A 12300-nucleotide genomic window follows, 5' to 3' on the forward strand; every position below is an offset into this window, starting at 1 on the left:
GTGACTTCGTTGTCGACGTCCACGTCGACGGGTTTGTCGTCGGCGAATAGTGCGATCACGTCGCTGTCGACCTCGACATCGACCGGGATCAACTCGCTGTCGACGGGCTTGAGCTCGACGAACAGCACGGTGACTTCGTTGTCGACGTCCACGTCGACGGGTTTGTCGTCGGCGAATAGTGCGATCACGTCGCTGTCGACCTCGACGTCGACCGGGATCAACTCGCTGTCGACTGGCCTGAGCTCGACGAACAGCACGGTCACGTCGCTGTCGACCTCGACGTCGACGGGGATCAACTCGCTGTCGACCGGCTTGAGCTCGACGAACAGCACGGTCACGTCGCTGTCGACTTCGACATCGACCGGCATCAGCTCGCTGTCGACCGGCCTGAGCTCGACGAACAGCACGGTCATGTCGCTGTCGACTTCGACGTCGACGGGGATCAGCTCACTGTCGACCGGCCTGAGCTCGACGAACAGCACGGTCACGTCGCTGTCGACTTCCGCGTCGACGGGAATCAGCTCGCTGTCGACCGGTCTGAGCTCGACGAACAGCACGGTCACGTCGCTGTCGACGTCGACTTCCACGGTGGTGGGCTCGCTGTCCACCGGCCTGAGCGCGACGAACAGCAACCTGACATCGCTGTCGACCGCCACGTCGACGGGCATCAGTTCGCTGTCGACGGGCCTGAGCTCGATCGTGAACAACAACACCAATCTCGGCAACAGCACGGCCGGCGCGATCGGCGGCGGCTCGACCTACGACCCGACGACCGGCACAATTTCGGCGCCGTCGTACGTGACGTACAACAGCGACGGCTCGACCACGATCAACAACAACGTCGGCTCGGCGATCGACAACATCAACGCGCACGGCATCAAGTATTTCCACGCGAACTCGACCGCGCCGGACAGCCAGGCGATCGGCGTCGACAGCGTGGCGATCGGGCCGAACGCGATCTCGCGCGTGGACGGCAGCATCGCGCTCGGTTCGGGCGCGGTGGCCGATCGCGCGACGGCGCCGTCGTCCGGCATCCTCCGCAACGGCACCGCGTCGATCCCGTTCAACACGACGGACCAGACGCTGCTCGGCGCGGTGTCGGTCGGCGACGCGACGAACAGGACGTATCGCCAGATCACCAACGTCGCGGACGGCACCGGCCAGCAGGATGCGGTGACGGTACGGCAGCTGGCAGGTGCATTGCAGTCGTTCGCGGTCACGGGCCAGAAGTACTTCCACGCGAATTCGACGGCGGCGGACTCGCTCGCCGTCGGCGCGGAATCGGTCGCGGTGGGGCCGACGACGGTCGTCAACGGCGACAACGGCGTGGGCATCGGCAACGGCGCGATCGTCGACCAGACCGCGCCCGGCGGCATCGCGATCGGGCAGGCGGCGAGCTCGGCGCAGGCCGACGCGATCGCGCTCGGCAGCGGCGCGACGGCAACCGGTGCGCAGTCCGTCGCGCAAGGCGCGAATGCGGTGGCGGTCAGCGTGGGCAGTGTCGCGCTGGGTTCCGGTGCGCACAGCAACGCGACCGATGCGCTCGCGCTCGGTGCCGGTGCATCGGCGACGTTCGCGAACAGCGTCGCACTGGGCGCGGGCTCGCTGACCACGGTCGGCGCGCTGACGAACTACGTCGCGTACGGCCTGAGCAGCCCGCAGTCGTCGGCCGGCGAAGTGAACGTCGGCAACCGGCAGATCACCGGCCTCGCCGCCGGCAAGAACGGCACGGACGCGGTGAACGTGTCGCAGCTCGACTCGGTCGCGAACCAGCTGACGACGCTGATCGACCAGCGTACGACCAACCTCGGCGGTTCTTACACGTCGAATCCGTCCGGCGGCAACGTGCCGCCGGGGCCGAGCGGTTCGAACTCGTCGGCGGGCGGATCGGGCGCGGTGGCATCCGGCTCGAACAGCACGGCGGTCGGCAACGCGTCGACGGCGTCCGGCAGCGGCTCGACCGCGATCGGCGTCGGGGCGACCTCGTCGGGCAGCAATTCGGCGGCGGTCGGCGCGGGCAGCAACGACGGCGGCCGCTCGAACGTCGTCGCGGTCGGCTCGGCGGATTCGGCGCGGCAGGTCGTCAACGTCGCCGCGGGCACGCAGGGCACGGATGCGGTGAACGTGAACCAGCTGAATGCGGTATCGAACCAGTTCACGCAATCGCTGAACACGGTCAACAACCAGCTCACGCAGATGCAGCAGCAGATCCAGCAGACCGATTCGATGGCACGCGAGGGGATCGCCGCAACCGCCGCGATGGCGTCGATCCCGCACATGGATCGCGACTCGAACTTCGCGATGGGTGTCGGCACGGCGACGTTCCAGGGTCAGAAGGCCATGGCGGTCGGCATGCAGGCGCGCATCACGGAGAACCTGAAGGCGACGCTGAACGGCGGCTTCGCCGGCAGCCAGCGCGTCGTCGGCGCGGGCATGCTGTATCAGTGGAAGTGATCGCGCGCAGCGGTTCGTTCCGGCACGCCGTGCCGGAGCGGACCGCGTCGACCGCAACGCACGCGCCTGCGGCTGCGCCATCGCGCCGCACGTGCGGCGCCCATCGCATTTTCGGAGTAATCAAGTGAAAAACATTCCTATTGCACTGCTGGCGTCCGTCGTTTCCCTCGCTGCCTGTTCCAGCGCGTCGGGGCCGACGTACAACGCATACGAGCTGCAGCCCCGCGACGGCATCCGGACCTTTCGCGTCGACTGCCACGGCATCCTCTCGAGCGCGAAGACCTGCATGAAGGTCGCGACGCGCATGTGCGGCAACGAGGCCGTGCGCGTGGTCGATTCCACGACGCCGTACCGCGACGGCGCCGATCCGCACTCGATGGTGTTCCAGTGTGGTGCGGCACCCGCGCCGGCTGCCGCGGCTGCCGCGGCCGCGCCCGCCCCGGTCGAGAAGGTGAGCCTGACCGGCGATGCCTACTTCGCGACCGACTCCGCCGTGCTGACGTCCGCGGCCACCGCCGCGCTCGATACGCTGCTGAACCAGCAAGGCGACAAGCATTTCGCGCGCGTGGACGTGGACGGCTATACCGACGCGACCGGCTCGGATGCGCACAACCAGGCGCTGTCGAAGCGCCGCGCCGATGCTGTCGCGGGGTATCTGCGCGAACACGGGCTGAAGGCGGAGGCGTTTGCCGCGACGGGGCATGGAGAAGCCAATCCGGCGGCATCGAACGATACCGCCGAGGGGCGGGCGCGCAATCGCCGGGTGGAAATTTCGCTGCGGAAGTGACAAGCAGCGACCGGGTTGCCGCAGGCGTGGCCGTCGAAACCGACCGGACGGCTCGCTTGCGGTAGCGGTGCCGTCCGGGGACGCAGGCCATCGACGCAGGCAACGCGTCACGCGGGGCGGGTGCGGTGTCGCCGTCGCCGTCATCGTCGCACGGACGACGATGCCGCACGGCGACTTGCGTCCGACACGCGGGCCATCATCCGCACCGGGCAGCGGATCAGTGCCTGATCACGCAGACGGCCACGATTTCGTATCCGGGGTCGGCATGCGTGTTTGCCGCTTTTTCCGCTTCCTCATACGAACCGAAGGACGTGGCATCTTCAATTGCCGGTGCCATACCGATGTCGCCGTCCTCGGCGGTGCAGAGGAACTGCTCACCGGTCTTCACGACGTAGATCGACATCATGATTCCCTCCATGGTTTGCAGGGGGAAATTCCAGTCTAGCAGGCAAGAAGGGGAGCGGCGGTTTTGCCGGGTCGTTTCCGTGAGGTCCCGCCGGAAGCATTCGCGTGTCGATTTTCCGTCTGTCATTCCGACCGGCGCGTCGGTATTCGTCAGACTCGATCCGACAGCCGATACGACTCCCCAGGGGGGCCGTGGCGCGCGTGCGGAGCGCAAATCCGTGCACAATACCGGCATGCGCGCCCCAGATCTTGAATGCCTTGTCACCGTCACCATGCCCTTCGGAAAATACAAGGGTCGACTCATTGCCGACCTGCCCGGGCCTTACCTCAACTGGCTGGCTCGCGAAGGGTTCCCGCGCGGCGAAATCGGCCGACAGCTCGCGCTGATGCACGAGATCGACCATAACGGCCTGAGGAGCCTGCTGGAGCCGCTGCGCAACCGCGGATAGCGCGAACCAGCCGCCATTGACGGCGGCGGCCGCTCTTCGAGCGCACATGTCACGCGGGTTGAACGATCGCACCGCACCGGGGCGGGAACCCGACGTTCGACGAAATCCACGCACATTGCGGCGCCAACGCTCGCAACGCTCGTATACGCGCGGGTATCGCACGGCCGATGCTGACATAGAATAGAAAAGGCTCTGTTCCGGATGAGCCGACCGCAAAAAGAGGGGTGCCAACATGAGACGCCTTTATTTTCTCGTACCCGATACGCAGATGGCGAAGGCGATCGTCGATGACTTGCTGCGCGCGCGCATCATCTGGCGCCATATACACGTTCTCGCCGATCACAGCGTCACACTTGATCAGTTACCCGAAGCGTCTCTGCTGCAAAGCAGCGATGTCGTGCACGCGCTCGAGCGCGGCGTCGCACTCGGCGGCGCGACGGGCGCGCTCATCGGTCTCGTCGCGCTGGTCTTCCCCCCTGCGGAGCTCGTGATTGCGGGCGGCGCCGTCGTCGCATTGACGATGGCGGGAGCGGGCTTCGGGGCGTGGACGGCCGCGATGATCGGCATCGCCGAGCCGAATGGGCGACTCGCGCGCTTTCGTGACGCCATCCGGGAAGGCCAGATCCTGATCATGGCCGACGTGCCGGCACTGCGAGAGCAGGAAATCGAGCAGATGGTCGCCCAGCATTTTCCCAAGGCGGACCTTGAGGGTGGCGAGCCCACGACGCCGATCTTCCCCTGACACGCGAAAACCCGCTTGCATGAATACCTGCGCACATCGACGCAATTCGCCGAACGCGGCCCTTTTGCCTCACCCGGTGAGCGAGGAGGGAAACGCCGCGCGCCAACGGCTTGCCTGTGCCGATGTCGGATTGCACGCAAAACGCGCCGTGGCGCAATGCGGCGCACCGGCTCGTGTCTTGCGCCGGCCCCGTGTCCGGCCATTCCGAATCGCACACGGGGCGTACATTTCGACGCGAAGGGCGTGTTCTGAACTTGAGTGCTGAAGCTGAACCGTCAGCAAGGAGGTCATATGGAGCTGCACATGCAATCCCACCATTGGGAACGGCGCACGCCGGACTGGATCTCCGCTGCCGTGGCCGGTCTTGCGGGCGGTGCGCTGGTGATCGTGCTGGAATTCTTCTGGTCGACGCTGGTGCTCGGTGAAAGCCCGTGGCGACCGACGCACAAGATCGCGGCGATGGTGATGGGCCGAGGCGCGCTCAGCCAGATGTCGCAATTCAGCCTCGAAATCGTGGCGATGGCGCTGCTGCTGCACTACGTGCTCGGCGCGATCATGGGGATGATGCTCGCCGCGATCATGGCGCCTTTCCGCTTCGATTCGAGCGTGGGCATGGAGGCCGTGATCGGGCTGGCGTTCGGCATCGTCGCGTATGTGTGGAACTTCCATGTGATGACGGCCGTGTTCCCATGGTTCATCTCGGAGCGCGGTTCCGGCCCCTTGCTGGCAAACCTGCTGTTCGGCGTGGTTGCCGCCGTCGCCTACGGCAGGCTGGAGCGATGGCGCAGGCTGAGCAGGGGGGACTGACGCGTCGCCTTTTTTCCCGCCGCGCCGGCCCTGAATACCCGGCGGCCCCGGGCGACGGCCGCCTCGGCAACCCATGCCGGGGGCGGCCGTTTTGCATGGCATCGCCGCATGCGTCGCCGCCATGCGCGCGGGTACACGGCGCACGCTTCCCCGTGGCGCTGCCTTGCACGTTGCAGGGGAGCGGACTACCTTTGCTTTAGAGCCGTCGTGTGCAATGCGTCGCGAAGCGGTCCCGGCCGCGGTGCCGGCGCAGGCGATACGAACGATACGCAATGCGGCGATGCGGCACGACGACGCCAGCAGCGTCGGGTCGGCGGCTCGAGCGCGTGACACGCAGCGAGGCGGCCTATGGCCCTTGCGATTGCTCTGGTCCTGATCATCGTATTGGCGGTGGGGTTTCACTTTGCCAGTCCATGGTGGATCACGCCGATCGCGTCGAACTGGGTGCGCATGGACGACATGCTGACGATCACGCTCGTCATCACCGGCGCCTTCTTCATCGGGATCAACCTGTTCCTCGTGATCGCACTGGTGCGCTACCGCCACCGCAGCGGTCATCGCGCCGCCTACGAGCCGCACAATAGGCGGCTGGAATGGTGGCTGATCGGCCTGACCTCGGTCGGCGTGGCTGCATTGCTGGCACCGGGGCTGTTCGTCTACGCGGACTACATACGGCCGCCGCCCAAGGTGCTGCAGATGGAAGTGCTCGGCCAGCAATGGCAATGGCGCTTCCGCTTTGCCGGGCCGGGCGGCAAGCTGGGTACGACGGACGTGCGCTACATCAGCAACGACAACCCGTTCGGCCTGAATCCCGCCGACCCCAACGGCCGCGACAACCACCTGATCGACGCGTCGGAGGTGCACTTGCCGCTCAACCGGCCGGTCCAGGTCCTGACACGTTCGCGCGACGTGCTGCACGACTTCTACGTCCCGCCGTTTCGTGCGCGCATGAACATGGTGCCCGGCATGGTGACCACCTTCTGGTTCACGCCGACCAAGGCAGGGCGTTACGACATCCTGTGCGCGCAGCTCTGCGGTATCGGGCACGCCAGCATGCGCGGCGTGGTGGTGGTGGAAGACGAGGCGTCGTTCTCGCGCTGGCTCGCGCGGCAGCCGACGTTCGCGCAGCGCCAGCAGGCCGGCGTGCAGGCCGCACCCGCCGCCGCGGGCGGCAGCGGCCAGGCGCTTGCCGAGCTGGGCAGGACGCTCGCGGCGGCCAAGGGCTGCCTCGCCTGCCATACCGTGGACGGCACGCCGCGCGTGGGCCCCACCTGGAAGGGCCTGTACGGCAAGACCGAAACGATGGCCGACGGCAGCACCGCGAAGGTGGACGACGCCTACCTGCGCGCGTTCATCAGCAACCCGACGGCCCGCGTCGTGAAGGGCTTCTCGCCGATCATGCCGCACTTCGACCTGAGCGATCAGGAACTGACCGCGCTGGTGGCCTATATCAAGGCGCAAGGCGGGCCGGACGCCGGCAGCGCGGCCCAGCGCTAGCGGAGCAGATGCCATGACGTACGCGCACCCCGACCACGCCCCGCGCAGCTTCTGGACCCGCTATGTCTGGAGCCAGGACCACAAGGTCATCGCCGTGCAGTATGCGCTGACGGCCATCGCCATCGGCCTGGTCGGCATGGTGCTGTCGGACCTGATGCGGCTGCAGCTCGGCTTCCCGGGCAAGTTCGCCTTCATCGACGCCAACCACTACTACCAGTTCGTCACCATGCACGGGATGATCATGGTGATCTACCTGCTGACGGCGCTGTTCCTGGGCGGCTTCGGCAACTACCTGATCCCGCTGATGCTGGGCGCGCGCGACATGGTGTTCCCGTTTCTCAACATGCTGAGCTACTGGGTCTACCTGCTGGCCGTGCTGGTGCTGACGGCGAGCTTCTTCGTGCCGGGCGGGCCGACCGGCGCGGGCTGGACGCTGTATCCGCCGCAGGCCATCCTGCCGGGCACGCCGGGCGTGCAATGGGGCATCGTGCTGATGCTGGTGTCGCTGGCGATCTTCATCGTCGCGGCGACGATGGGCGGCCTGAACTACGTGACCACCACGCTGCAGGCGCGCACGCGCGGCATGACGCTCATGCGCATGCCGCTCACGGTGTGGGGTATCTTCATCGCGACCATCATGGCGCTGCTGGCGTTTCCGGCGCTGTTCGTGTCGGCGGTGATGATGCTGCTCGACAGGACGCTCGGCACCAGCTTCTTCGTGCCGGCCGTGGTGTCGATGGGGCAGACGCTCAAGCACGTCGGCGGCAGCCCGCTGCTGTTCCAGCACCTGTTCTGGTTCTTCGGGCATCCCGAGGTCTACATCGTCGCGCTGCCGGCCTTCGGCATCGCGTCGGACCTCATCAGCACGCACGCGCGCAAGAGCATCTTCGGCTACAGGATGATGGTGTGGGCGATCGTCATCATCGGCGCGTTGAGCTTCGTGGTCTGGGCCCACCACATGTTCGTCGCCGGCATGAATCCGTACTTCGGCTTCTTCTTCGCCACCACCACGCTCATCATCGCCGTGCCGACCGCGCTCAAGGTCTACAACTGGGTGCTGACGCTGTGGCGCGGCGATATCCACCTGACCGTGCCGATGCTGTTCGCGATCGGCTTCGTCAGCACCTTCGTGCTGGGCGGGCTGACCGGGCTCTACCTCGGCAACGTGAGCGTGGACATTCCGCTGTCGAACACGTACTTCGTGGTCGCGCACTTCCATATGGTGATGGCCGTGTCGCCGATCCTGGTGGTGTTCGGCGGCCTTTACCACTGGTATCCGAAGGTGACGGGCCGCATGCTCGACGACACGCTCGGGCGCGCGCATTTCTGGATCACCTTCGTCGGCACCTATGCGATCTACTTCCCGATGCACTATCTCGGCGTCCTGGGCATGCCGCGACGGTATTACGCGTACGAGGGCTACAGCTTCATTCCGCATTCGGCGCAGACGCTCAACGCGTTCATCACCGTCGTTGCGCTGATCGTCGCGGCGGCGCAGCTGCTGTTCCTGTTCAACCTGGCGTGGAGCCTCGCGCGCGGCAAGCGTGCCGACGGCAACCCGTGGCGGGCCACCACGCTGGAATGGCAGACGCCGCAAACGCCGCCGGCGCACGGCAACTGGGGCGCCGCGCTGCCGGTGGTCTACCGCTGGGCCTACGAATACAGTCCGCCGGGGCAGGAGGAAGACTTCGTCCCGCAAAACCAGCCGCCCGCAACGGCGCCCGAGCCCGCGCCGACGCAGCCGACCCTTCACCCCGGCGAGGCACGCGAATGACCACGCTGCCGCGCCCCCTCGTTCCCGACGCGCGACCCGTCTCGCCGAATGCGGGCCGCACGGGCCTGATCGTCTTCATGGCGGTGGCCACGACCTTGTTTTCACTGCTGCTGCTCGCCTATGGCATGCGCATGCGCGAGCCCGACTGGCAGCCGATCCCGCATCCGGTGCTGCTCTGGTGGAACACCGGTGCGCTGGTGCTGGCAAGCATGGCCATGCAGCGTGCCCGGCGGATCGGCTTGCACCGCGCGGCGTGGCTGATATCCGGCGGGGTGCTGGCGGCGCTGTTCGTGATCGGGCAACTGACCGCCTGGCGCATGCTGTCCGCGGCCGGGCAGACCATCACCGTCAATCCTTCCAACAGCTTCCTGTACCTGCTCACCGGCCTGCACGGGTTGCACGTGCTGGGCGGGCTGGTGGCCTGGGGCATCACGATCGCGCGTCTGCGGCGCGCTGACCCGTTCCGGGCCCAGCGTGCCATTGCGCTGTGCGCGATCTATTGGCATTTTCTGCTGGCTGTCTGGCTCGCGCTGCTGGCTGCGATGTGGTGGATCACCCCCGCGATCATCGCCGCCCTGTGCGGGCCGCTGTATGGAGCCGCGCCATGACTTCGCCCACGCTCCCCTCCGAACCCGCCGGCGAATCGGCCGACATCGCGCCGACCGGCGCCGGCCCCGACGGCTGGCGCGGCATCGTCACCGACTGGTCGGCCGACCGCGAAGCGTTCAAGGTGCCGTGGGGCAAGGCGATGATGTGGATCTTCCTGCTGTCGGACACCTTCGTCTTCAGCAGCTTCCTGATCGGCTACATGTCGGTGCGCATGTCGACCACGGCGCCGTGGCCCGACACGTCCAAGGTGTTCGGGCTGACCGTGGGCGGCGTGGAAGTGCCGCTGCTGCTGATTGCCATCATGACGTTCATCCTGATCAGCAGCAGCGGCACCATGGCGATGGCCGTCAACTTCGGCTACCGGCGCAACGCAAGGCCCGCCGCGGCGCTGTTGCTGGCGACCGCGCTGCTGGGTGCGACCTTCGTGTCGCTGCAGGCCTTCGAATGGAGCAACCTGATCTTCCGAGAAGGCATCCGTCCGTGGGGCAACCCGATGGGCGCGGCACAGTTTGGCGCGTGCTTTTTCATGATCACCGGGTTTCACGGCTTTCACGTGACCTGCGGCGTGATCTACCTGCTGCTGATCGCACGCAAGATCCTGCAGCCGGGGTTCGCCGACCACGGCAACTTCCAGATCGTCGAGATTGCCGGCTTGTACTGGCACTTCGTCGACCTGGTGTGGGTGTTCATCTTCGCGCTGTTCTATTTGTGGTGAGGCAGGCCATGGACCACACCGATCCCGCCGATCGACCCGACGCCGCGCACGGCCAGCAGCATCCGATCGGCATCTACCTGAAGATCTGGGGCCTGCTGTTCGTCCTGAGCACGTTGTCGTACCTGGTGGACTATTTCCACGTGCAGGGCCTGCTGCGCTGGGTGCTGATCGTCGTGCTCATGATCGCCAAGGCCGGGCTGATCGTGTCGATTTTCATGCACATGATGTGGGAGCGGCTGGCGCTGGTGTACGCGATCCTGGTGCCGCCTCTGTGCCTGCTGGTGCTGATGGTGCTGATGGCCGCCGAAGCGCATCACACGTTCGGCATGCGGGCGCTCTTCTTCCACTGATCCCGTCGCCGGCCGTGCGTCGGCCGACGGGCGTTGCGCATCACGATGGGCACGATACGTGCGCCATCGACGGACGCCGTTTCGGGACGGACGGCGTCACGTCATCGGGGACGACGCTTCCCGGACATCCGTTCACGCAAACCTGAAGGGAGGACCCCATGAGATTTTCACGCCGACGCTTTATTGCAGCCACTACCGTTTTCGCCTCCGCGCTGGCCGTTGGACGTCGCGCGGCCGCGGCGGATGCCGGTGCCGTGCAGGAATCCGATGCAAACGCCCAGGCCCTCGGCTACAAGACGGACGCCAGCCGGGTCGACCATGCGAAGTTCCCGAAATTTCAGGCGGGCGAGGCCTGCGCGAATTGCCAGTTCTTCCAGGGCAAGACCGGCGCCGCGATGGCGCCGTGCACCATTTTCGGCGGCAAGCAGGTCAATGCAAAAGGCTGGTGCAGCGCCTATGCGAAAAAGGCGTAGCGAGCAGGGACGACGTGGCGGCCGTGTTGCCGAAACGTCGTTGTCAACGGGGTTGCCGGCGGCGAATATCGTCCCGTCGACGACGATACCGCACGACGACATTCGGATCGGTGCATGGGCACCGTGGCGAATGCCGACGCGATGCGCCGGATCGAGCACATACAATGTGAGCGTCCGCCGGCCCGTGCGTCACCTTGATCTGGGTGACGCACAGGCCGATCCACCCGCGACCCGCCAAGGCCAACATGGAAATCAAATGGATCGAGGATTTCCTCGCGCTCGCTCAATATCAAAGCTTTTCCCGTGCGGCCGAATTTCGCAACGTCACGCAGTCGGGCTTCAGCCGTCGCATCCAGTCGCTCGAGCAGTGGATCGGCGCCGAACTGATCGACCGCAGCAGTTTTCCGCCGGTGCTGACGCCGGCGGGCCGCCTGTTTCGCGAGACGGCCGAGGACGTGCTCAGCCGCCTGTTCGACACGCGCGCCATCATCCGCACCGAGCAGCGGATCGCCGGCAAGAGCCTGCAGATCGCCGCGGGCCACACGATCGCGCTCAGCTTCCTGCCGGCCTGGCTCAAGGCGCTCGCGCCGCATTTCGGCGAAGTGCGGGCGCGCGTCATTCCAACCAACGTCCATGACTCGATCCTGATGCTCGTGAACGGCAACTGCGAGCTCATGTTCGCCTATCACCATCCGGAGCTGCCGCTCCATCTCGACCCGGCGAAGTACGAGCACCTGACCGTGGGCCTCGACACGTTGATGCCGGCGTGCCGGCCGAACCGGCGCTCGGCGCCCGCGTTTCGCCTGCCCGGCACGAGGCAGAATCCGCTGCCGCTGATCTCCTATACGGAAACCAGCTACTTCGGGCGATGTCTCGCGCTGCTGCTCGGTCGTGCGTCGGACACGCCGGCGTTGCAACTGCACTACGAGTCCGACATGGCCGAAGTGCTGAAAAAGCTCGTGATGGAAGGCGAGGGCATTGCGTGGCTGCCCCGCAGCGCGATCGCCGCCGAACTGGCGGCCGGCGAACTCGTACCGGCCGGGCCGGCGGCGTGGAACCTGGAAGTCGAACTGCGCGTGTATCGCGACGTGTCGAATCGCAGCGAATTCCTCGACACGCTCTGGCAGCATCTGCGCGCGGAGCCTGCCCGGCTCGGGTAAGTCAGGGTTTTCCCGCCTTATGCGAGGCTCGCATACCGCCATGTTGCACCGGCATCACGGTTTTTTCGACCGTCCCTA

At 66.3% G+C, this 12300-nt stretch carries 13 protein-coding genes; 12 read left to right on the forward strand and 1 reads right to left on the reverse strand.

The window, feature by feature from the left end; translation table 11 throughout:
* Both DIE21_RS08710 and DIE21_RS08715 read left to right on the forward strand, forming a co-directional pair.
* On the forward strand, positions 1-2454 hold a 2454-nt coding region (locus DIE21_RS08710; RefSeq protein ID WP_185642744.1), incomplete at its 5' end, for a YadA-like family protein.
* Positions 2455-2578: 124 nt separating this feature from the next.
* Positions 2579-3241, forward strand: a complete 663-nt coding sequence (locus DIE21_RS08715; RefSeq protein WP_124497317.1) for an OmpA family protein — start codon at positions 2579-2581, stop codon at positions 3239-3241.
* 217 nt (positions 3242-3458) lie between these two features.
* On the opposite strand, the gene DIE21_RS08720 is transcribed toward DIE21_RS08715, so the two are convergent.
* The gene (locus DIE21_RS08720) at positions 3459-3647 is read right to left on the reverse strand and encodes a hypothetical protein (RefSeq protein ID WP_124497318.1); all 189 of its coding nucleotides are present in this window, start codon (positions 3645-3647) and stop codon (positions 3459-3461) included.
* Between the two features lie 232 nt (positions 3648-3879).
* Between DIE21_RS08720 and DIE21_RS08725 the strand changes: the two genes are divergently transcribed.
* The 10 genes from DIE21_RS08725 (at position 3880) to DIE21_RS08770 (ending at position 12222) form a co-directional block, all read left to right on the forward strand.
* Positions 3880-4095 carry a DUF3820 family protein gene (locus tag DIE21_RS08725; RefSeq protein ID WP_124497459.1) on the forward strand — a complete coding sequence of 72 codons (216 nt, stop codon included), beginning with the start codon at positions 3880-3882 and terminating at the stop codon, positions 4093-4095.
* Between the two features lie 232 nt (positions 4096-4327).
* Positions 4328-4837, forward strand: a complete 510-nt coding sequence (locus DIE21_RS08730) for a DUF1269 domain-containing protein (protein ID WP_124497319.1) — start codon at positions 4328-4330, stop codon at positions 4835-4837.
* Between the two features lie 291 nt (positions 4838-5128).
* Positions 5129-5644 (forward strand): hypothetical protein, encoded by a 516-nt coding sequence (locus DIE21_RS08735; protein WP_124497460.1) that lies wholly within the window; start codon positions 5129-5131, stop codon positions 5642-5644.
* Positions 5645-5992: 348 nt separating this feature from the next.
* Positions 5993-7141 (forward strand): c-type cytochrome, encoded by a 1149-nt coding sequence (locus tag DIE21_RS08740; RefSeq protein ID WP_124497320.1) that lies wholly within the window; start codon positions 5993-5995, stop codon positions 7139-7141.
* A gap of 13 nt (positions 7142-7154) precedes the next feature.
* Complete coding sequence (ctaD, locus tag DIE21_RS08745; RefSeq protein WP_124497321.1) at positions 7155-8915, forward strand: cytochrome c oxidase subunit I; 1761 nt, start codon at positions 7155-7157, stop codon at positions 8913-8915.
* A complete protein-coding gene (locus DIE21_RS08750; protein WP_124497322.1) occupies positions 8912-9523 on the forward strand; it encodes a cytochrome c oxidase subunit 3 in 612 nt (203 codons plus the stop codon). Before ctaD ends, DIE21_RS08750 begins: the two co-directional genes overlap by 4 nt.
* Positions 9520-10239: a heme-copper oxidase subunit III family protein gene (locus DIE21_RS08755; protein ID WP_124497323.1), complete on the forward strand. Its 720-nt coding sequence runs from the start codon at positions 9520-9522 to the stop codon at positions 10237-10239. Before DIE21_RS08750 ends, DIE21_RS08755 begins: the two co-directional genes overlap by 4 nt.
* Positions 10240-10247: 8 nt before the next feature.
* On the forward strand, positions 10248-10589 hold the full coding sequence (locus DIE21_RS08760; protein ID WP_060324245.1) for a cytochrome C oxidase subunit IV family protein: 342 nt from the start codon (positions 10248-10250) through the stop codon (positions 10587-10589).
* Between the two features lie 158 nt (positions 10590-10747).
* The gene (locus tag DIE21_RS08765; RefSeq protein WP_124497324.1) at positions 10748-11062 is read left to right on the forward strand and encodes a high-potential iron-sulfur protein; all 315 of its coding nucleotides are present in this window, start codon (positions 10748-10750) and stop codon (positions 11060-11062) included.
* 245 nt (positions 11063-11307) lie between these two features.
* A complete protein-coding gene (locus tag DIE21_RS08770) occupies positions 11308-12222 on the forward strand; it encodes a LysR substrate-binding domain-containing protein (protein WP_124497325.1) in 915 nt (304 codons plus the stop codon).
* The last annotated feature ends 78 nt before the right edge of the window (positions 12223-12300 follow it).

The sequence above is a fragment of the Burkholderia sp. Bp9140 genome, from assembly GCF_003853425.1.
Lineage (GTDB): Bacteria > Pseudomonadota > Gammaproteobacteria > Burkholderiales > Burkholderiaceae > Burkholderia.

Excerpts from the sequence above, each read along its gene's own strand:
- DIE21_RS08740 (WP_124497320.1), top strand. The coding sequence starts at position 5,993 with ATGGCCCTTGCGATTGCTCTGGTCCTGATCATCGTATTGGCGGTGGGG.
- DIE21_RS08765 (WP_124497324.1), top strand. The coding sequence starts at position 10,748 with ATGAGATTTTCACGCCGACGCTTTATTGCAGCCACTACCGTTTTCGCC.
- DIE21_RS08755 (WP_124497323.1), top strand. The coding sequence starts at position 9,520 with ATGACTTCGCCCACGCTCCCCTCCGAACCCGCCGGCGAATCGGCCGAC.
- ctaD (WP_124497321.1), top strand. The coding sequence starts at position 7,155 with ATGACGTACGCGCACCCCGACCACGCCCCGCGCAGCTTCTGGACCCGC.
- DIE21_RS08720 (WP_124497318.1), bottom strand. The coding sequence starts at position 3,647 with ATGATGTCGATCTACGTCGTGAAGACCGGTGAGCAGTTCCTCTGCACC.
- DIE21_RS08735 (WP_124497460.1), top strand. The coding sequence starts at position 5,129 with ATGGAGCTGCACATGCAATCCCACCATTGGGAACGGCGCACGCCGGAC.
- DIE21_RS08770 (WP_124497325.1), top strand. The coding sequence starts at position 11,308 with ATGGAAATCAAATGGATCGAGGATTTCCTCGCGCTCGCTCAATATCAA.
- DIE21_RS08750 (WP_124497322.1), top strand. The coding sequence starts at position 8,912 with ATGACCACGCTGCCGCGCCCCCTCGTTCCCGACGCGCGACCCGTCTCG.
- DIE21_RS08730 (WP_124497319.1), top strand. The coding sequence starts at position 4,328 with ATGAGACGCCTTTATTTTCTCGTACCCGATACGCAGATGGCGAAGGCG.
- DIE21_RS08760 (WP_060324245.1), top strand. The coding sequence starts at position 10,248 with ATGGACCACACCGATCCCGCCGATCGACCCGACGCCGCGCACGGCCAG.
- DIE21_RS08725 (WP_124497459.1), top strand. The coding sequence starts at position 3,880 with ATGCGCGCCCCAGATCTTGAATGCCTTGTCACCGTCACCATGCCCTTC.